This window comes from Citrobacter freundii complex sp. CFNIH9, from assembly GCF_002903305.1.
In the GTDB taxonomy this organism is placed as follows: Bacteria; Pseudomonadota; Gammaproteobacteria; order Enterobacterales; family Enterobacteriaceae; genus Citrobacter; species Citrobacter portucalensis.
On record NZ_CP026238.1, the window covers coordinates 3,499,184 to 3,519,595 of the forward strand.

General features: G+C 52.2%; 21 protein-coding genes. 7 read left to right on the forward strand and 14 right to left on the reverse strand.

What is annotated here, in order from left to right:
• Positions 1–20 precede the first annotated feature (20 nt).
• From C2U43_RS17905 to yfbV, 4 genes are all read right to left on the reverse strand, one after another.
• Positions 21–1,853 carry an SLC13 family permease gene (locus tag C2U43_RS17905; RefSeq protein ID WP_103285585.1) on the reverse strand — a complete coding sequence of 611 codons (1,833 nt, stop codon included), beginning with the start codon at positions 1,851–1,853 and terminating at the stop codon, positions 21–23.
• A gap of 77 nt (positions 1,854–1,930) precedes the next feature.
• Entirely contained in the window at positions 1,931–2,608 is a 678-nt protein-coding gene (locus C2U43_RS17910) for a sugar phosphatase (RefSeq protein ID WP_103285586.1), read from the reverse strand.
• Positions 2,601–3,095, reverse strand: a complete 495-nt coding sequence (locus tag C2U43_RS17915; RefSeq protein WP_003028086.1) for a YfbU family protein — start codon at positions 3,093–3,095, stop codon at positions 2,601–2,603. Before C2U43_RS17915 ends, C2U43_RS17910 begins: the two co-directional genes overlap by 8 nt.
• An 83-nt stretch (positions 3,096–3,178) precedes the next feature.
• On the reverse strand, positions 3,179–3,634 hold the full coding sequence (yfbV, locus tag C2U43_RS17920) for a terminus macrodomain insulation protein YfbV (RefSeq protein WP_003028087.1): 456 nt from the start codon (positions 3,632–3,634) through the stop codon (positions 3,179–3,181).
• A 339-nt stretch (positions 3,635–3,973) separates the two neighbouring features.
• Between yfbV and ackA the strand changes: the two genes are divergently transcribed.
• From ackA to yfcC, 3 genes are all read left to right on the forward strand, one after another.
• Entirely contained in the window at positions 3,974–5,176 is a 1,203-nt protein-coding gene (ackA, locus tag C2U43_RS17925) for an acetate kinase (protein WP_003834770.1), read from the forward strand.
• Positions 5,177–5,251: 75 nt separating this feature from the next.
• Entirely contained in the window at positions 5,252–7,396 is a 2,145-nt protein-coding gene (gene pta, locus C2U43_RS17930; protein ID WP_008785351.1) for a phosphate acetyltransferase, read from the forward strand.
• Between the two features lie 199 nt (positions 7,397–7,595).
• On the forward strand, positions 7,596–9,116 hold the full coding sequence (yfcC, locus tag C2U43_RS17935; RefSeq protein WP_032944087.1) for a putative basic amino acid antiporter YfcC: 1,521 nt from the start codon (positions 7,596–7,598) through the stop codon (positions 9,114–9,116).
• A gap of 56 nt (positions 9,117–9,172) precedes the next feature.
• Here the strand turns inward: yfcC and yfcD are convergent, their stop codons facing one another.
• Genes yfcD through yfcF form a run of 3 tightly spaced genes read right to left on the reverse strand, consistent with a single transcriptional unit; the run spans position 9,173 to position 11,035 of the window.
• Complete coding sequence (gene yfcD / locus C2U43_RS17940; protein ID WP_003834775.1) at positions 9,173–9,727, reverse strand: NUDIX hydrolase YfcD; 555 nt, start codon at positions 9,725–9,727, stop codon at positions 9,173–9,175.
• A 56-nt stretch (positions 9,728–9,783) separates the two neighbouring features.
• The gene (gene yfcE, locus C2U43_RS17945) at positions 9,784–10,335 is read right to left on the reverse strand and encodes a phosphodiesterase (RefSeq protein ID WP_048234823.1); all 552 of its coding nucleotides are present in this window, start codon (positions 10,333–10,335) and stop codon (positions 9,784–9,786) included.
• Between the two features lie 55 nt (positions 10,336–10,390).
• Positions 10,391–11,035 (reverse strand): glutathione transferase, encoded by a 645-nt coding sequence (yfcF, locus tag C2U43_RS17950; protein ID WP_003834778.1) that lies wholly within the window; start codon positions 11,033–11,035, stop codon positions 10,391–10,393.
• Between the two features lie 134 nt (positions 11,036–11,169).
• Between yfcF and yfcG the strand changes: the two genes are divergently transcribed.
• From yfcG to C2U43_RS17970, 4 genes are all read left to right on the forward strand, one after another.
• Positions 11,170–11,805 (forward strand): GSH-dependent disulfide bond oxidoreductase, encoded by a 636-nt coding sequence (gene yfcG, locus C2U43_RS17955; protein WP_020996685.1) that lies wholly within the window; start codon positions 11,170–11,172, stop codon positions 11,803–11,805.
• A 54-nt stretch (positions 11,806–11,859) separates the two neighbouring features.
• The gene (gene folX, locus C2U43_RS17960; RefSeq protein WP_003028107.1) at positions 11,860–12,222 is read left to right on the forward strand and encodes a dihydroneopterin triphosphate 2'-epimerase; all 363 of its coding nucleotides are present in this window, start codon (positions 11,860–11,862) and stop codon (positions 12,220–12,222) included.
• 20 nt (positions 12,223–12,242) lie between these two features.
• Positions 12,243–13,136 carry a TIGR01777 family oxidoreductase gene (locus C2U43_RS17965; RefSeq protein ID WP_003834782.1) on the forward strand — a complete coding sequence of 298 codons (894 nt, stop codon included), beginning with the start codon at positions 12,243–12,245 and terminating at the stop codon, positions 13,134–13,136.
• Between the two features lie 71 nt (positions 13,137–13,207).
• Positions 13,208–13,723 carry a GNAT family N-acetyltransferase gene (locus tag C2U43_RS17970; RefSeq protein ID WP_103285587.1) on the forward strand — a complete coding sequence of 172 codons (516 nt, stop codon included), beginning with the start codon at positions 13,208–13,210 and terminating at the stop codon, positions 13,721–13,723.
• Between the two features lie 33 nt (positions 13,724–13,756).
• On the opposite strand, the gene hisP is transcribed toward C2U43_RS17970, so the two are convergent.
• From hisP to purF, 7 genes are all read right to left on the reverse strand, one after another.
• Positions 13,757–14,530: a histidine ABC transporter ATP-binding protein HisP gene (gene hisP / locus C2U43_RS17975; RefSeq protein WP_003028114.1), complete on the reverse strand. Its 774-nt coding sequence runs from the start codon at positions 14,528–14,530 to the stop codon at positions 13,757–13,759.
• Between the two features lie 13 nt (positions 14,531–14,543).
• On the reverse strand, positions 14,544–15,251 hold the full coding sequence (hisM, locus tag C2U43_RS17980; RefSeq protein WP_003028116.1) for a histidine ABC transporter permease HisM: 708 nt from the start codon (positions 15,249–15,251) through the stop codon (positions 14,544–14,546).
• On the reverse strand, positions 15,248–15,934 hold the full coding sequence (locus C2U43_RS17985) for a histidine ABC transporter permease HisQ (protein WP_003028118.1): 687 nt from the start codon (positions 15,932–15,934) through the stop codon (positions 15,248–15,250). Before C2U43_RS17985 ends, hisM begins: the two co-directional genes overlap by 4 nt.
• 186 nt (positions 15,935–16,120) lie before the next feature.
• The gene (gene hisJ / locus C2U43_RS17990) at positions 16,121–16,903 is read right to left on the reverse strand and encodes a histidine ABC transporter substrate-binding protein HisJ (RefSeq protein ID WP_003028120.1); all 783 of its coding nucleotides are present in this window, start codon (positions 16,901–16,903) and stop codon (positions 16,121–16,123) included.
• A gap of 247 nt (positions 16,904–17,150) precedes the next feature.
• Complete coding sequence (argT, locus tag C2U43_RS17995) at positions 17,151–17,933, reverse strand: lysine/arginine/ornithine ABC transporter substrate-binding protein ArgT (protein WP_103285588.1); 783 nt, start codon at positions 17,931–17,933, stop codon at positions 17,151–17,153.
• 287 nt (positions 17,934–18,220) lie between these two features.
• Positions 18,221–18,790: a UbiX family flavin prenyltransferase gene (locus tag C2U43_RS18000; RefSeq protein WP_060683492.1), complete on the reverse strand. Its 570-nt coding sequence runs from the start codon at positions 18,788–18,790 to the stop codon at positions 18,221–18,223.
• Positions 18,791–18,886: 96 nt separating this feature from the next.
• Positions 18,887–20,404, reverse strand: a complete 1,518-nt coding sequence (purF, locus tag C2U43_RS18005) for an amidophosphoribosyltransferase (protein ID WP_003028127.1) — start codon at positions 20,402–20,404, stop codon at positions 18,887–18,889.
• Positions 20,405–20,412: the final 8 nt, after the last annotated feature.

The following is a 20,412-nucleotide window of genomic DNA, read 5'->3' on the forward strand; positions in this document are numbered from 1 at the left end:
CGCCATCCGGCACATAAAAATCAAAACGGAAACAGCATCGGGATCATCACCACGCACACCACCATCACAATGATGGTAAACGGCACGCCAATTTTTACGAAATCGCTAAAGCTGTAGTTACCCGGCCCGAGTACCAGTGTGTTTACCGGTGAAGACACTGGCGTCATAAAGGCTGCGGAAGCCGCCATCGCAATCACCATCGCAAAAGGATACGGCGAAACGCCCATCGACTTTGCTGCCGCCAGCGCAATCGGCGCCATCAGTACCGCCGTCGCAGTGTTAGAGATAAATAACCCAATGGTCGCGCACAGCACGAACAGGCAGCCCAGCATCATATACGGGCCGTACCCTCCACCAACGTCCATTAGCCCTTTAACCACCAGATCAACACCGCCCGTTTTCTGTAATGCCAGCGCAAAGGGCATCATTCCGACAATCAAAATAATACTTGGCCAGTGAATGGCTTTATAGGCGCTTTCGGCATCGATGCAGCGGAATTTTCCCATCAGCAAACAGGCGATAATCGCGGCAACCGTATTAGGGATTTCATCGGTAAGCATTAACGCGACCATCAGCACCAGACAGAAAATCGCATGCGGCGCCTGGCTGTGCGCCGGAGAAGCTTCACTGACTTCCACGGGCATATTCAGCACCACGAAATCGCGCCCTTTTTGCCCCAACAAAGTGATGAGTTTCCAGTTACCCACTACCAGAATGATATCGCCCATCAGCAGTGGTTCATCCACCACCGCTCCGGTCAGTGCCGTACCATCACGCTTCAGTCCGACGACATTCAGGCCATAACGCGTACGAAAAGCGATTTCCCGTACCGTTTTGCCGATCAATTCCGATTCAGGGATTAATGAAATCTCGGCCATACCCACGTCAAGCGCCTGCTCGGAGAAGTATTCACCGCGCAGCACCATCGGCTCCAACAGTTGCTCGCTGCAAAATTCACGCAGGTCGACGTCGGCCGCTGACATATCGATCAGCAATACGTCACGGGCACGGAACTCAGAAACCCCGTTAACATCGACAATCACGCGGCGAAAACGCCGCCAGCGTTCAACACCAATCACGTTTGCCCCGTAGCGCTCACGCAATTTCAGATCATCCAGACGTTGGCCAATCATGGGAGAACCCGGGCGAATCGCCAGGCGACGGGCACGCCCTGTCAGGCGATATTCTTTGATCAGATCGCGAAAGGTCCGGCGCTTCCAGCCGTCTCCCGGCTGCCCGGAGTCTTCACCTTTCAGCATAAAACGCATCACCAGCATATAAATTATGCCGAGTACCAACACCACCAGTCCCAGTGGGGTTACGCTAAAAAAGCTAAAACCGTTAAGTCCTTCACGTAACAATTCACTGTTGACGACCAGGTTCGGCGGCGTTGCCACCAGTGTCATCATGCCGCTTATCAATCCGGCAAAGCTCAACGGCATCATCAGCCGTGAGGGGGAGATTTGCATGCGCATAGAAACGCTTAAGACAACCGGAATAAAGATGGCGACCACACCGGTCGAACTCATGAAGGCACCGAGTCCGGCTACGGTTATCATCAGCAACACCAGCATTTTGACTTCACTGCTGCCGGCGACCTTCACCAGCCAGGCACCCATTACCGTCGCCACGCCGGTACGCACCAGGCCGTCGCCGATAATGAATAAAGCCGCTATCAAAATAACGTTAGGATCGCTGAACCCGGAAAAAGCCTCTGTGATGCTCAATGTTCCGCTCAGAACAAAGGCAATAATGACCAGCAAAGCGACCGCGTCCATACGCACTCTGCCAGTTGCAAACAAGACGACGGCAATCGCCAGCAATGAGAGAACCCATATCAATTCACCGTTCACAACATATCCTTGTTAAATGAGAGGGATGGACTGATTCTGCCATAAAAAAGCCCCAACAATCTGGGGCTAAATCATGATCAGGTATTTCTTATAACGACCACATTTCCGTTGGGTTGTTTGGTCACAGAAATATGTTCCAGACTGGTCAGCGAAAAATCAACTTCGTCCAGACGCGGCGTATCCGCTGGCGCGTTAACCGCGATGACATGACACCCAGCAGCCAGTCCTGAGAGCACCCCGGCGGGGGCATCTTCCACGACTGCACATTCCTGCGGTGCCAGGCCCAGAAGCTGAGCGCCTAACAGATACGCGTCTGGCTCTGGTTTCCCTCTTTTTACCCGCTCGGCGGTGACAAACACTTCAGGAGCAGGAAGCCCGGCAACACGATGACGCGCACGTGCGACCGGCATAGAGCCGGAGGTCACAATCGCCCATGGAATACCTGCTTTATTGAGATGGTTGAGTAAATCAACTGCCCCCGGCAGCGCGGTGATCCCGGCGGTTTCCGTCGCTTCGATCTGTTCCAGACGGGTAAATTCCGCGGCGATCTCTGCCTCAGACTTGCCCACCATAAAGCGTCGCAGGGAGGTAATGGCCTGCTTACCATGAATAAAGCCGAGTACCTCGGCGTGATCGAGGCCGAAGCGATCGGCCCAGTTGCACCACGCACGCTCTACTGCGGGTAAGGAATCGACCAGCGTTCCATCCAGATCAAACAGAAAACCTTTGCACTGCACGCTCGCCCCCTCAGGCATTAATGATTTGGTTAATTTCATTCGCGCTCAGGTGATACTGACGCGGGCAAGAGTGCCAAACATTCAGCATACGCTGATATTTTTCCCACATTGGGGTCTGGGCGTTGAAGCCATGCGTACCCGCATCAAAGTGAGTGTAACGACCTTCCACATTGACCATAAAACGAACGTACCCGAGGAAACGGGCTTCCGTTGCGGCGTCAAAACCGAGGAAGGTCACGCGACGCTCATCAATAGCCTGCGCATCCTTAAGATTAGTCCAGGACACATGTAATGCGTGATACATCTCCATAATATCGATAATTGTACGGCAGGTTTCTTCCGTCAGTTCACCAAACTCACGATCCAGCTCACGCATCTGCAAGCCGTAACCGCGTTCAATAATCGTCTGCAAACGACGATAACGCTCGGCGTTAGTTGGATCGAGCATAGTCATCATTTTGTACTGATTCGACAAAATCAGACGTTGAGCGTTGGTCATTTCCATTTGGGACTCCTGTATCACTACTACTGCGATGAAAAAAAAGAAGGCATCTTGTGCCTTCTTTTATATGCGTAATCAGGGGTCAATTACAAATCATCAAGGAAAGTTTTATCCAGTTGTTTGAAGGCGCGCTTAAGCGTGTCAGCCAGCGCCTGGTAATCCGGCTTTCCTTCTACCGGAGAGAGCGCCTGCCCAGCTTCTTGCAATTTACCCCGAACTTCGTAGAACCAATTGAGAATTGAAGGCGGCAGCGGCGTTACAGAACGTTTTCCCAGCCACCACATCCCCTGCATCGGCAGGCTAAGCGCAAACAGCGCAGTCGCCACGGCCGGGCCCAACTGCCCCCCTAACGCAATTTGCCAACATAAGGTGAAGACGGCGATAGGCGGCATAAAACGAATCGCGTAACGCGTCATGCGGATCACGCGGTTCTCAACAAACACGGGCGCAAGGCGCTTTTCCATTGGCCACGTCTTTGCATAGTGCTGCCCCCGGCGAAACAAGCTGAAAAAATTGACGGAGCGATTATCCGGTGTCGACATGGCGGTTACCTCAACTTCACATATAAAAATTAAAAAATTTGTGCAAAACAACAACTACAAGGGACATCGTTCAAAACATTTTGTCTTTGATACCCACATTCAGGTATCCTGTGCCGGCCTGTAAGGCCTGTAGTCCAAAATCATTGAGTCGTCAAATTGGCATACATTATGCCATTGCCTGAAAAATACGCAAAATGACATAGACTCAAAGGTATTTATTCCATCGTGCCCAAAAAGACTATGGCGCATGATGTTAATCATAAACGTCGGTGTCATCATGCGCTACGCTCTATGACTCCCTGACGTTTTTTTAGCCACGTATCATAAATAGGTACTTCCATGTCGAGTAAGTTAGTACTGGTTCTGAACTGCGGTAGCTCCTCACTGAAATTTGCCATCATCGATGCAGTAAACGGTGAAGAATACCTCTCTGGTTTAGCCGAATGTTTCCATCTCCCAGAAGCACGTATCAAGTGGAAAATGGACGGCGGTAAACAAGAAGCGGCTTTAGGTGCAGGCGCCGCTCACAGTGAAGCGCTGAACTTTATCGTTAACACTATTCTGGCACAAAAACCAGAATTGTCTGCGCAATTGACCGCTATTGGTCACCGTATCGTACACGGCGGCGAGAAGTACACCAGCTCCGTGGTTATCGATGATTCCGTTATTCAGGGCATCAAAGATTCTGCCTCTTTCGCACCACTGCATAACCCGGCTCACCTGATCGGTATCGCAGAAGCGCTGAAATCCTTCCCTAATCTGAAAGACAAAAACGTGGCTGTATTCGACACCGCGTTCCATCAGACTATGCCGGAAGAGTCTTACCTCTATGCTCTGCCGTACAGCCTGTACAAAGAACACGGCGTTCGTCGTTACGGCGCGCACGGTACCAGCCACTTCTTCGTCACTCAGGAAGCGGCAAAAGTGCTGAACAAACCGGTTGAAGAGCTGAACATCATCACTTGCCACCTGGGCAATGGCGGTTCTGTATCTGCTATCCGTAACGGTAAATGTGTTGATACCTCCATGGGTCTGACCCCGCTGGAAGGTCTGGTGATGGGTACGCGTTCCGGTGACATCGACCCGGCGATCATCTTCCACCTGCACGATACCCTGGGCATGAGCGTTGACCAGATCAACAAAATGCTGACCAAAGAGTCCGGCCTGCTGGGTCTGACCGAAGTCACCAGCGACTGCCGTTATGTTGAAGATAACTACGCTACTAAAGAAGACGCTAAACGTGCAATGGACGTTTACTGCCACCGTCTGGCGAAATACATCGGTTCTTACACTGCGCTGATGGATGGTCGTCTGGATGCAGTTGTCTTCACCGGTGGTATCGGTGAAAACGCAGCGATGGTTCGTGAACTGTCTCTGGGCAAACTGGGCGTTCTGGGCTTTGAAGTTGACCACGAACGTAACCTGGCCGCACGTTTCGGCAAATCTGGTTTCATCAACAAAGAAGGTACCCGTCCTGCGCTGGTTATCCCAACCAACGAAGAACTGGTTATCGCGCAAGACGCGAGCCGCCTGACTGCCTGATTTCACACCGCCAGCCTAGCTGGCGGTGCTGTTTTGTAACCCGTCTAAATTGGCGGTAACGAAAGAGGATAAACCGTGTCCCGTATTATTATGCTGATCCCTACCGGAACCAGCGTCGGCCTGACCAGCGTCAGCCTTGGCGTGATCCGCGCAATGGAACGCAAAGGCGTTCGTCTGAGCGTCTTTAAGCCGATCGCTCAACCGCGTGCCGGTGGCGATGCGCCAGACCAGACTACCAGCATCGTCCGTGCTAACTCTTCTCTGCCAGCCGCAGAGCCGCTGAAGATGAGCCACGTTGAATCTCTGCTGTCCAGCAATCAGAAAGATGTGCTGATGGAAGAGATCATCGCGAACTACCACGCGAACACCAAAGACGCTGAAGTTGTACTGGTTGAAGGCCTGGTCCCAACCCGTAAACATCAGTTCGCGCAGTCTCTGAACTACGAAATCGCGAAAACGCTGAACGCGGAAATCGTCTTCGTTATGTCTCAGGGTACCGACACCCCGGAACAGCTGAACGAGCGTATTGAACTGACTCGCAGCAGCTTCGGCGGCGCGAAAAACACCAACATCACCGGCGTAATCGTTAACAAACTGAACGCACCGGTTGATGAGCAGGGCCGTACTCGCCCGGATCTGTCCGAGATTTTCGACGACTCTTCCAAAGCGAAAGTGATCAAAGTTGATCCGGCTAAACTGCAAGAATCCAGTCCGCTGCCGGTTCTGGGCGCGGTGCCATGGAGCTTCGATCTGATCGCTACCCGTGCAATCGATATGGCGCGTCACCTGAACGCTACCATCGTTAACGAAGGCGATATCAACACCCGTCGCGTGAAGTCTGTGACGTTCTGCGCACGCAGCATTCCGCACATGCTGGAGCACTTCCGCGCAGGTTCTCTGCTGGTGACTTCTGCCGACCGTCCTGACGTGCTGGTTGCAGCATGTCTGGCTGCTATGAACGGCGTAGAAATCGGTGCTCTGCTGCTGACTGGCGGCTACGAAATGGACGCGCGCATCACTAAACTGTGCGAACGTGCATTTGAAACTGGCCTGCCGGTATTCATGGTAAACACCAACACCTGGCAGACCTCTCTGAGCCTGCAGAGCTTCAACCTGGAAGTTCCGGTTGACGATCACGAGCGCATTGAGAAAGTTCAGGAATACGTTGCTAACTACATCAATGCTGACTGGATTGAATCTCTGACCGCGACTTCTGAACGCAGCCGTCGTCTGTCTCCACCGGCGTTCCGTTATCAGTTGACCGAGCTGGCGCGCAAAGCGGGCAAACGTGTTGTTCTGCCGGAAGGCGACGAACCGCGTACCGTTAAAGCGGCTGCTATCTGTGCTGAACGTGGTATCGCAACCTGCGTACTGCTGGGTAACCCGGATGAGATCACCCGCGTTGCAGCCTCTCAGGGCGTTGAACTGGGCGCTGGTGTAGAAATCGTTGATCCAGATGTGGTTCGCGAAAGCTACGTTGCTCGCCTGGTCGAACTGCGTAAAAACAAAGGTATGACCGAAACCGTTGCCCGCGAACAGCTGGAAGACAACGTGGTTCTCGGTACCCTGATGCTGGAACAGGACGATGTTGACGGTCTGGTTTCTGGTGCAGTACACACCACCGCGAACACCATCCGTCCGCCGCTGCAGCTGATCAAAACTGCACCGGGTAGCTCTCTGGTGTCTTCCGTGTTCTTCATGCTGCTGCCGGATCAGGTTTACGTTTACGGCGACTGCGCGATCAACCCGGATCCGACCGCAGAGCAGCTGGCAGAAATCGCGATTCAGTCCGCTGATTCCGCAATTGCCTTCGGTATCGAACCGCGCGTAGCGATGCTCTCCTACTCCACCGGTACTTCTGGTGCAGGTAGTGACGTAGAGAAAGTTCGCGAAGCAACCCGTCTGGCACAGGAAAAACGTCCTGACCTGATGATCGACGGTCCGCTGCAGTACGACGCCGCTGTTATGGCTGACGTAGCGAAATCCAAAGCGCCGAACTCTCCGGTTGCAGGTCGCGCTACCGTGTTCATCTTCCCGGATCTGAACACCGGTAACACCACTTACAAAGCGGTACAGCGTTCTGCCGACCTGATCTCCATCGGGCCAATGCTGCAGGGTATGCGCAAGCCGGTGAACGACCTGTCTCGTGGCGCGCTGGTAGACGATATCGTCTACACCATCGCACTGACCGCGATCCAGTCTTCCCAGCAGCAGCAGTAATCTGCCGAGTGTGCCGGATCTCTTATCCGGCAACACATCTGCTTATCAAACCGGAAATAGCTGATATTTCCGGTTTTTTTATGTCTATTTCCCTTTTGGCATAATCTGAAACATTTGCCTGGATGCGCTGCATCAATGAATAACTATTCTTCTGTTCGCATACTTACTCTCTTTTGCGTTGCAACAGGGATAGTCTTTCATGTCAGCAGTAACAGAATCACAGCCAGCTAAAAAATGGGCGATGCCCGACACGCTGGTGATTATTTTTTTCGTCGCCGTTTTAACCAGTCTGGCGACATGGGTTGTTCCCGTCGGGATGTTCGACAGCCAGGAAGTGCAGTATCAGGTTGATGGACAAACCAAAACCCGTAAGGTGGTTGACCCCCATTCCTTTCGTATTCTGACCAACGACGCAGGTGAAGAGCAGTATCACCGGGTGCAGTTATTCACCACCGGAGATGAACGCCCAGGCCTGATGAATTTCCCGTTTGAAGGATTAACCTCCGGCTCGAAATTCGGCACTGCTGTCGGCATCATTATGTTTATGCTGGTCATTGGCGGCGCATTCGGCATCGTTATGCGTACCGGTACCATTGATAACGGCATCCTGGCGCTCATTCGCCATACGCGGGGCAACGAGGTCCTGTTTATCCCAGTGCTGTTTATTCTCTTCTCCTTAGGCGGCGCGGTGTTTGGCATGGGGGAAGAGGCTGTTGCCTTTGCCATTATCATCGCGCCTTTGATGGTACGGCTAGGTTACGACAGTATCACCACCGTGCTGGTTACCTATATCGCGACTCAGATTGGTTTTGCCAGCTCATGGATGAACCCATTTTGCGTGGTGGTCGCGCAAGGTATTGCGGGGGTACCGGTGCTCTCTGGTTCCGGGCTACGCATCGTGGTCTGGGTGATCGCTACACTAATCGGGCTGACCTTCACGCTGGCCTATGCGGCGCGTATCAAAAAGAATCCGCTTTTGTCCCGGGTACATGAATCCGACCGCTTCTTTCGCGAGCAGCAGGACGAAGTCGTGGAACGACGCTTCACGCTGGGCGACTGGTTAGTGCTAGTGGTGCTGACCGCGGTGATGATTTGGGTTGTCTGGGGCGTTATCGCCAACGCGTGGTTTATTCCTGAGATCGCCAGTCAGTTCTTCACGATGGGTCTGGTGATTGGCATTATCGGCGTCGTGTTTCGGCTCAACGGCATGACGGTCAACATCATGGCCTCCTCATTCACTGAGGGCGCACGAATGATGATTGCACCGGCCCTGCTGGTTGGTTTTGCCAAAGGCATTTTACTGCTGGTCGGTAATGGAGAGGCGGGTGAAGCCAGCGTGTTAAACACTCTGCTGCACAGCATTGCCAATGGCATCAGCGGGCTGGATAACGCCATCGCGGCGTGGTTTATGCTATTGTTCCAGGCAGTATTTAATTTCTTCGTCACTTCCGGCTCTGGTCAGGCTGCGTTAACCATGCCGCTACTGGCACCGCTGGGCGATCTGGTTGGCGTAAACCGTCAGGTCACAGTCCTGGCCTTCCAGTTTGGCGACGGATTCAGTCATATTATCTATCCGACGTCAGCATCTCTGATGGCTACGTTAGGCGTTTGTCGGGTGGATTTTCGTAACTGGCTGAAGGTAGGTGCTACGCTATTGGGACTGCTGTTTATTATGTCCAGCGTGGTGGTGATTGGCGCGCAGATGATGGGTTACCATTAAAAAGTGTGCGTCCGGCCTACTCGATTTCTCGACGCAGTAGGCCGGATGAACAGAGTTTACTCAGCTTCTTCCTGCTTTTCGGCTTTCGCCCCTTCATTCTTGGCGTTGCGGGTCATCCACAGCGCCAGGGCTTTCAGGGAGTCCGGTGTAAATTCGTCGCAGCGCGCGGTAATTTCTTCCGGCGTCAACCAGCAAACTTCACTGACCTCATCTTCCTGAAGCGCAAACGGTCCGTGGGAAACGCAGCTAAACAACCCGCCCCATACGCGACAGTTCTGATCTTCAAAGTAAAACTGACCATGCTCGGCAAACGGCACGCCCGCAATCCCCAGTTCCTCTTCTGCTTCACGACGCGCTGATTCCAGCATCTGCTCGTCAGCCTGAACCACACCGCCTGCGGTGGCATCCAGCATGCCGGGCAAAAAATCTTTTGTCTCAGTGCGACGTTGAACCAGAATTTTGCCCATACCATCATGCACAACGATATACGTTGCACGATGGCGTAAGCGTTGCGCCCGCATTTGTTCCCGGCTGGACTGTGCAATGACTTCGTTGTCTTCATTCACAATATCCACCCATTCAGTACTTGCCAAACGACGCTGTTCCACCATCAGGAAACCTTCTTTTTTCTGGCGCTCTTACGGCGCGTTTATGTTTGTGGGGTAAATTACGGATTAATCTCGACCTGTGCAATAACACTTTGATCATTGAGTGCCATTACGCTGAGAACATTATCATCCAGAATCCCGTAACTTGCCGCAAAGCCCCCTTTCGGGATGCTTACCGAGCCGGGATTGAAATGATAGATACCCTCGCGCCGCTCAGCAACCGGCAGATGAGTATGCCCATAGACCAGAACATCGCCCGCATTGAGCGCCGGCATATTTTGCGGGCCAAAAAGGTGTCCGTGCGTCAAAAAGAGTCGCTGGTTTTCTGTCAGAATTTGCTGCCACGGCGCAGTCATCGGAAAATGCAGGAGCATCTGATCCACTTCGCTGTCGCAATTACCACGCACCGCAATAATTCGCGATGCCAGTTCATTCAACCGTTCAGCAACCTGCGCAGGTGCATAGCCTTCTGGAAGCGCATTACGCGGCCCGTGGTTTAAAACATCACCCAATATCACCAGCCATTGCGCGCCGCTTGCAGCAAACCGTTCGAGTACGCGTTCCGTGGCTGGCAACGAACCATGAATGTCCGATGCGAACATCAGTTTCATCACTCACTCCTCGCTGAAAATTACCTTGTAATGATACTGGATTACGGCCCGTTTTTCAGCAGGAACGCTTCGCTGAAAGCGCGATAAAACGCTGTACTGAAGCGCGCTGCCACTGGAAGGTGGCGTATTCCGCAAGCGCTTCTGGAACCTCATCACCATTCAGGACCAGGCGATTAAGCATTAGCGCTAAATCACAGTCAGCGATACACCATTCGCCAAATAAATTCTGCTTACCGTGGCTCAGTAAACTGCTCGCAGTAGCGAACAGTTTTTCCGCACTGGCTTTTCCCGCTTCGCTTAACGGTCCTTTCTTCACGCCAGCAAAAACGACATCTGTTGATCGTTCCTCACGGATAGGCATTAAATCGCTGCGGATCCACGCCTGAACCTGGCGCGCCCGAGCGCGCTTTTGTACATCGTGTGGGTAGATACGCTCCCACTGTGGCGGTGCAAAGCTCTCTTCCAGGAATTCCGTAATCGCTGATGATTCGCTCAGTTCAAAACCATCGATCTCAAGAACCGGTACGCGGCGCGTCAAGGCGTAACCTTGCCATGAAGGATGCAAGTGTTCACCACTATTGAGATCAACGGTTTTCAGCGTGAAAGGTAGCCCCTTCTCTTGCAGAGCGACATAAACAGACAGCACGTAGGGGGAGAAAAAATTGGCATCTGACCACAGCGTAATTGCAGATTTGCTCATAATGTCCTCTGAAGTGTATTGGCTTGCTTTCAAAATATAGAGTCTTTCTCTCGCTGTCACTTGATGAAAACTCACGCACGCCAACAGGCTCTATACTTGTAATGACCCGGTTCATGACAAAACGGATGCTGAAAATGATCGATCTCTATTACACGCCATCGCCAAACGGTCACAAAATCACGCTGTTTCTTGAAGAGGCACAGCTGCAATACCGTCTGATTCATGTCGATATCAGCAAAGGCAGCCAGTTTCGCCCCGATTTTCTGCTGATCTCGCCGAACAATAAAATCCCGGCCATTATCGATCATGCGCCGGAAGATGGCGGAAGGCCCATCAGCTTGTTTGAGTCCGGAGAAATTTTACTCTATCTGGCGGAGAAGAGCGGTAAGCTGCTCAGCGGTGAATTACGCGAACGCCACACCACACTGCAGTGGCTGTTCTGGCAGGTCAGCGGTCTGGGTCCCATGCTGGGGCAGAATCATCATTTCAGTCATTACGCTCCGCAAACGATCCCTTACGCTATTGAAAGATACCAGGTTGAAACCCAGCGCCTGTACAACGTGATGAATAAACGTCTGGAAACGTCACCCTGGCTGGGAGGCGATCACTACAGCATTGCTGACATTGCCTGCTGGCCGTGGATCCACGCCCATCAGCGTCAGCGCATCGACCTCGACAATTACCCGGCGGTCAATAACTGGCACGAACGCATCCGTACACGTCCTGCCACGGAACGCGCCATGCAGCAAGCACTGAGTGAGAAGCGGTGACGCAATTCGGTTCTCGTGTATCATGCAGAGGTTCATACATGGAGGAAACCTGCAATGTCACAACCTGACGCTATTATTCGTATAAAAAACCTTCGTCTGCGCACCTTTATCGGCATTAAAGAAGAGGAGATCCTTAACCGCCAGGATATCGTCATCAACATTGCCATTCACTATCCGGCAGACAAAGCGCGTACCAGCGAAGATATCAACGACGCGCTGAATTACCGCACTATAACCAAAAGCATCATTGCCCACGTGGAGGGTAACCGCTTCTCATTGTTAGAAAAATTAACTCAAGATGTGCTCGATATCGCACGCGAACATCACTGGGTCACTTATGCTGAAGTCGAGATAGATAAACTTCACGCATTGCGTTACGCCGACTCAGTATCAATGACGCTGAGCTGGCAGCGCTAAAACGTAACCCGGGAGGCGACATGCAGATTCTGATTACCGGCGGTACTGGCCTGATTGGACGTCATCTGATCCCCTGCCTGCTGGAACTGGGGCATCAGATAATCGTAGTGACACGTACCCCTGATAAGGCTCGTCAGATTCTCGACTCTCGGGTCACGTTATGGAAAGGACTGGAAGAGCGGCAACATCTCAATAATATTGATGCCGTGATTAACCTTGCCGGAGAGCCTATTGCAGATAAGCGCTGGAGCGCACAGCAAAAGGAACGCTTGTGCCAGAGCCGTTGGGGCATTACGCAGAAACTGGTCGATTTAATCAATGCCAGCGAGACGCCGCCCTCAGTGTTAATCTCCGGTTCCGCTACCGGTTACTACGGTGATTTGGGCGAAGTTGTGGTTACGGAAGAAGAGCCACCGCATAACGAATTTACCCACAAGCTGTGCGCCCGCTGGGAGCAAATTGCCAGCACTGCGCAAAGCGACAAAACCCGCGTATGTATGCTGCGTACCGGCGTGGTACTGGCCTCAGCAGGCGGCATTCTGGCAAAAATGGTCCCGCCGTTTCGTCTTGGCTTAGGCGGCCCGATCGGTAATGGACGCCAGTATATGGCCTGGATCCATGTTGATGATATGGTCAACGGAATTATCTGGCTGCTGAATAACGATCTGCGTGGTCCCTTCAATATGGTTTCGCCATACCCGGTGCACAATGAGCAGTTTGCCCACGCGCTGGGTCACGCTCTGAACCGCCCTGCCATTCTGCGCGTTCCCGCCACCGCTATGCGACTGCTGATGGGGGAATCGTCAGTACTGGTCCTTGGTGGACAACGCGCATTGCCCAAACGCCTGGAAGCTTCCGGTTTTACGTTTCGCTGGTACGATTTAGAAGAAGCGCTGGCGGATGTCATCCGATAACCCCTATGCACTATTCACAGTCGCCGTTGTGGTGGTAAGGTTATAGACCAGATTTCCGCAATGGCGACGTTATGGCGATAATATCGACTCCCCGACTTACCCTCTCTTTGTTTCAATTTTCTGACTGGTCATTTTTCCAGAAACTCCGTGAATGTCCTGAAGTCATGCGCTATATGGGCAACATCGCCCCGGCGAAAGATACGCGGCTGTTATTCGCCAGACGTCTGGCCGCACAGCACACTTTCGTCATCCGTGAGCATAACAGCCCGACGCCACTTGGCGATATTGGTCTGCAAATCAGCCATCTTTACCCGCACGAGGCCGACCTCGGCTACGCCATCATGCCACAGGCTCAGGGGAAAGGTATTGCCAGTGAAGCCGTCCGAGCAGTGTGCCAGTATGCCTTCGAGCATGCAGGTGTGACGGCGATAAACGCATACGCGCTGGCGGATAACAAGGGTTCAATACGTATTCTGGAAAAGACAGGCTTTGTACGTACGCAGGTACTGGAAAAGGCGTATGAGATTGACGGCATCGCCTACGACGACTGGGTGTTTCGGCTGGAGCGCGACGCGCTAAAATTGTAAGCCCGGAAAGCGTAGCGCCTCCGGGCTGTTGACTTACTTCAGCGATCCTTTAAGGAACTGTTGCAAACGCGGGCTTTGCGGATTACCGAATACCTGCTCCGGGTCGCCCTCTTCCTCAATTTTCCCCTGATGCAGGAAAATCACGTGCGTGGAAACATGACGAGCAAACCCCATTTCGTGGGTCACCACCACCATGGTTTTCCCCTCTTCAGCCAGCTGTTGCATAATGCGCAGCACTTCACCCACCAACTCAGGATCAAGCGCCGACGTAGGTTCATCAAACAGCAACACTTCCGGTTCCATCGCCAGCGCACGGGCAATGGAAACACGCTGCTGCTGACCACCGGACAGGTGCACCGGATATTTGCCCTGTGCGCGCTCATCAATGCCCACTTTAGCCAGATACTTCACCGCACGGTCGCGAGCTTCCTGCTTGCTCAGCCCCAACACCTGAATCGGCGCTTCCATGACGTTTTCCAGCACTGTCATGTGACTCCACAGATTAAAGTGCTGAAAGACCATCGTCAGACGCGTACGCAGCAGGCGTAGCTGATTTTTGTCCGCAACCTTCAACTGGCCGTCTTTGTCGCGCACCAGACCAATGTTCTGACCGCTGACTACAATCGACCCGGCACTCGGTTTCTCGAGAAAGTTAATGCAGCGCAGGAAGGTACTTTTACCGGAACCTGACGAGCCAATAATGCTGATAACATCACCCGCGTTGGCCTGCAGCGATACCCCTTTCAGCACTTCATGTTCGCCGTAGTGCTTATGTAAATCGATAACGTTTAATTTATTTTCAGACATCGTGTTACTCGAATCATTTAGAGGATACATGCTGCAACCAGCGTTTTTCCGCTTTACGGAACAGACTGATCAGGACATACGAAATAATCAAATACAGCACAGCGGCAATACCGAAGGCGGTAAACGGCTGATACGTTGCCGAGTTGATATCGCGAGCGATTTTCAACAAATCTGGCACCGTGGCCGTAAATGCCAGCGCCGTGGAGTGCAGCATTAAAATGACTTCATTACTGTATGCCGGCAGCGCAATACGCAGCGCGGACGGTAAAATAATGCATCGATACAGTTTGAATGACGAGAAACCGTATGCGCGCGCAGCCTCAATCTCACCGTGAGGCACGGAACGAATAGCCCCGGCGAAAATCTCCGTGGTATAGGCGCAGGTATTCAGCGTCAGCGCCAGCACGGTGCAATTCAGCCCGCTGCGGAAAAACGCGTTGAGGAAGTCCGTGCCTTTAACTATTTCCAGCGTATACATCCCGGAATAAAACACCAGTAGCTGAACGTACAGCGGCGTCCCACGAAAAATATAGGTGAACAGCCAGATGGGAAACTGGATAAATTTATTACTGGAAACGCGACCAATCGCCAAAAAGAGTGCCAGTATTCCGCCCATCACTACTGACGAAATCAAAAGCCACAGGGTGATAGCGACGCCAGTGTAGCGATATCCGTCGGTCCACAGCAGGGACTTCCAGTATTCCTGAATAATCTCGATCACAGGTCAGCCCTCTTCACACCCACGGAATAGCGGCGCTCAAGGTACAGCAGCACACCATTAGAAACAGTGGTAAACACCAGATAGATGACCCCGCACACGACGGCAAAATAGAACGGCTCCCAGGTACTCTTCCCGGCAAGCTGAGTCGCTTTCACCACGTCTTCAAGTCCAAGCAACGATACCAGCGCCGTAGCCTTAAGAATAACCTGCCAGTTATTGCCGATTCCCGGTAAGGCATATCGCATCATCGCCGGGAACATAATGCGACGAAATATTTGTGAGCTGGTAAAGCCAAACGCCGTCGCGGCTTCAATATGGCCTTTTGGTACAGCCATAAACGCACCGCGAAAAGTTTCGGTAAAGTAGGCGCCGTAGATGAATCCAAGGGTGATAATGCCCGCAACCATCGGATCAATATCAATCTGGCCGATACCGATGGCATCGGTAATGGTATTCAGCGCGATTTGTAATCCGTAGAAGATGAGCAGCATTAAGACCAGATCGGGCACGCCGCGGATTAGCGTTGTGTACCCTTCGAAAATAAGCCCCATTGCCCGGCTTTGCGACAGCTTTGCTGCTGCGCCGACAAGACCTATCAGAACCGCCAGTACCACCGAGCTGAGTGCCAGCTCCAGCGTAACAATTGCGCCCTGTAAAATAACACCTGAAAAGCCATACAACATGCTGCCTGTCCTGTCGTGTGTGGTGGAGTAGTAAGCCTCTTTTGATTTCAGACTAACCGTTAAATGCCGGATGGCGGCCTTGCCTTATCCGGCCTACAAAATCACCGTAGGCCGGATAAGCGCGGTGCCATCGGGCATAAATTCAACGCGTCAAAAATCTACGGGCTTTATCAGCACCTGCGGTAATTAACCGCCGTAAACATCAAAATCGAAGTACTTTTTCGCCAGCTTCTCGTAAGTACCGTCAGCTCGCATTTCGGCAAAGGCTTTATTCAGCGCTTCGCGCAGTTCGTTATCGTCTTTGCGCAGCCCCATACCGGTACCCACGCCGAACAACTTCTCGTCTTTCACAGACGGGCCGCCGAATTTGTAATCTTTACCGACTGGCTGTTTCAGGAAGCCTTCGCTAGCCGCGACTTCATCCTGGAACGCGGCGTCAATACGCCCGGCAGTCAGGTCAGAATAGATATTGTCCTGCCCCTGATAAGAGACAATCTCAATACCTTTTGGCGCCCAGTGTTCGTTGCCGAACGTTTCCTGGGTAGTGCCCTGTAGCACACCAACACGTTTGCCTTTCAGCGACTCAATGGTCGGCTGAATAGCAGAATCTTTAGCGACAACCAGCCGCGAATCGGCTGCATAAAGCTTGTCGGTAAATGCGATTTCCTGCTGACGTTTTTCAGTAATGGAAAGCGAGGACATGATGGCATCGATTTTCTTCGCTTTTAGCGAAGGGATCAGCGCGTCCAGCGGGTTTTCCACGAAGGTACATTGCGTATTGATACGTTTGCACAGCTCTTTAGCCAGATCGATATCAAAACCGACTAATTCACCCTGCGCATTCTTCGATTCGAACGGCGCATAAGTAGGATCGGTACCGATACGAATTTTTTGCGGAATGGCTGCAAATGCTGCGGTAGCACTGGAGAAAGCCAGAACCAGAGAAAGAGACAACACCAGTTTTTTCATAACTATCCTCAACAGACTGTCTTTTATAGGGGATCTTTACAGGACCAGGTGCAGTTATCGTGCCATTAATCAGGCCGACAAGGCAAAGCATTCTACCCTGTCGGCGGTATTTATTTGCATGAAAAGCGCTTAAGTATGCACTCATGCTTATTAAGTCAGCGATAAAAGCACCAAAACAGTGCACTGAATTTATTATGCACCGAAATGGTTACCCGCAATGGTGCAGTCAATTCCCCACGCCGCTGTATTAATCGCCGTAGACATTAAAATTAAAATATTTGCTCGCCATTTTGTCGTAGGTGCCGTCTTTACGCAGTTCGCCCAGCGCTTTGTCGAAAGCGGCTTTCAGCTCTGCATCATCTTTGCGCAAGCCAATCCCGGTTCCGTCACCAAAGTATTTTTTATCTTTCACCGACGGACCGGCAAAAGCGTAATCCTTACCAGCAGGCTGCTTCAGGAAGCCTTCGCTGGCCGCGACTTCATCTTGCAATGCCGCGTCCAGACGGCCTGCCGTCAGGTCAGAATAGATGAGGTCCTGGTTCGCATAGGCCACCACGTCCACGCCTTTGCTGCGCCAGTTGTCATTGGCATAGACTTCCTGAGTAGAGCCTTGCAGGACGCCAACGTGTTTACCTTTGAGGGAATCCAGAGTCGGCTGAATTGGGGAGCCTTTCGCGGCGATCAGACGTGAGTCTGCAGCGTAAAGTTTGTCTGAGAACGCAATCTCTTGCTGACGCTTTTCGGTGATAGAAAGCGAGGAGATGATGGCATCAATTTTTTTCGCTTTCAGCGATGGGATCAGCGCATCAAAGTCACTGGCAACCCAGGTGCATTTGATCTGCATGCGCTTACACATCTCATTTCCCAGATCGATATCGAAGCCGACAAAGTCGCCTTTGGCATCTTTAGAGGAAAAAGGAGCGTACGTTGTATCTGTACCAATACGAACCGTCTGCGGAAGTGCTGCGTAGCTGGCCGCGGTGGCGGAGAGTCCTACCAGCAAAGACAAAGCAAGAACCGTCTTCTTCATACATAACCCTCAAGTGGCGTAATTTTATTATGTTTTACGTTGTGTTGTGTGTTTGCAGACTTTTTCATGCAGGTCTTATGCCATTTTCACGTCGATGAGGATATTCGACGTTAAATATGTTAATAAAACGTTGCAATAATGTCCTGATTTTGAAGATAGCAGGTCTGGCGGTTGAACCGCAGCGTTTCGTTGAGTTTTAACGAATTAAATGTTGAGGATATGATCGCGGTTACAAAATTGCCCTGAAACAGGGCAACGGATGATTCTTTGCACGCTGATGGAACGGCTTACGCCCCTTGCCAGCGGGTGAACAGGTCCTGCGGAAGGGTAATATCAAACTGGTCAAGCACGCGATTAACCGTTTGATTAATCACATCATCGAGCGTTTGCGGACGATGATAAAACGCCGGGACAGGTGGCATAATTACCGCCCCAATTTCTGCCGCCTGCGTCATCAATCGCAAATGCCCCAGATGCAGCGGCGTTTCGCGTACACACAGCACCAGCGGACGACGTTCTTTCAACACCACATCTGCCGCACGGGTAAGCAACCCATCGGTGTAACTGTGGACGATGCCAGAAAGCGTTTTGATTGAACAAGGCAGAATAACCATTCCGGCAGTCTGAAAAGAGCCGGAGGAGATACTGGCGGCGATATCACGGCTATCATGATTCACATTTGCCAGCGCCTGCACGTCGCGCACAGAGAGGTCCGTTTCCAGCGCCAGCGTCTGCCGGGCAGCGGCACTCATCACCAGGTGGGTTTCCACATCAGTGACGTCACGCAATACCTGCAACAGGCGCACGCCGTAAATTGCCCCGCTTGCACCAGAAATACCAATGATGAGTCGTTTCATGTGTAATCGCCCTTACTTGCTCAGGGCCGACTTTGCAGGAAATTACGGTGAGTTGCAAGCAAGGGCGCAGGTTGCGCCCTTGCTTGCGAGCAAACATTAACCTTCGTTGTGCATCTCAAGGTTTTCCGCTTCGTTCTGACGCAACACCGCTTTGGCATCGTCATTACGCAGGGAGTCGAGGAAATCGAGATATTGCTGGTCGACGTCTTTGGTAACGTACACGCCGTTAAACACTGAACATTCAAACTGCTGAATATCCGGGTTCTCAGCACGGACAGCTTCAATCAGATCGTTCAGATCCTGGAAGATCAGACCATCTGCGCCGATTATCTGGCGAATCTCGTCCACTTCACGACCATGCGCAATCAGCTCCGTCGCCGTAGGCATATCGATGCCATAAACGTTCGGGAAGCGAATTTCCGGGGCGGCAGAGGCCAGATACACCTTCTTCGCTCCGGCTTCACGCGCCATCTCGATAATCTGTTCTGAGGTGGTGCCACGCACGATGGAGTCATCCACCAACAGCACGTTTTTATCACGGAATTCCGCACGGTTAGCGTTCAGCTTACGGCGCACAGATTTACGACGCAACTGCTGGCCCGGCATGATAAAGGTACGGCCCACATAGCGGTTTTTCACAAACCCCTGGCGGTACGGCTTACCGAGAATGCGGGCAATTTCCAGCGCGATATCACAGGAGGTTTCCGGGATTGGGATTACTACGTCGATGTCCAGATCTTCCCACTCACGGGCAATTTTTTCGCCAAGCTTAGTCCCCATATTCACACGGGCGCTGTAGACGGAAATCTTGTCGATAAAGGAGTCAGGACGTGCGAAGTAAACGTATTCAAACAGACATGGATTGCTCACCGGGTTATCGGCACACTGACGGGTAAACAGCTGGCCTTTTTCGGTGATGTACACTGCTTCGCCAGGTGCTACGTCGCGCAGGAATTCAAAGCCCAGCGTATCCAGCGCTACGCTCTCAGACGCCACCATGTACTCGGTACGGCCATCGCCAATATCGCGTTTGCCCATCACCAGCGGACGGATACCGTTAGGGTCGCGGAAGGCAACCATACCGTGACCGATAATCATCGCCACGCAGGCATAGGCGCCGCGAATCTGGCGGTTGGTTGCCGCAATGGCCGCAAAAATATTGTCGGCTTCCAGCGGGTAATGGCGGAAGTTATCCAGCTCGCTGGCGAAAATATTCAGCAGAATTTCAGAATCTGAAGTGGTATTGATGTGGCGGCGCTTTTCTTCAAACAGCTTTTTACGCAACTCATGTGCATTGGTCAGGTTGCCATTGTGGGCAAGCGTAATGCCATACGGTGAGTTGACGTAAAAAGGTTGAGCTTCGGAGGCGCTGGAGCTGCCAGCCGTTGGGTAACGCACATGACCGATGCCCATATTGCCCTGCAAACGCTGCATATGGCGCGCTTCAAAAATATCGCTCACCATTCCGTTTGCTTTACGCAAGCGGAAGCAGTTGTTGGCATCAATGGTGATGATGCCCGCAGCATCCTGACCACGATGCTGGAGCACCGTTAACGCGTCATAAATCGACTGGTTTACCGGCATAACACCGGCGATACCGACAATACCGCACATACGTCTTT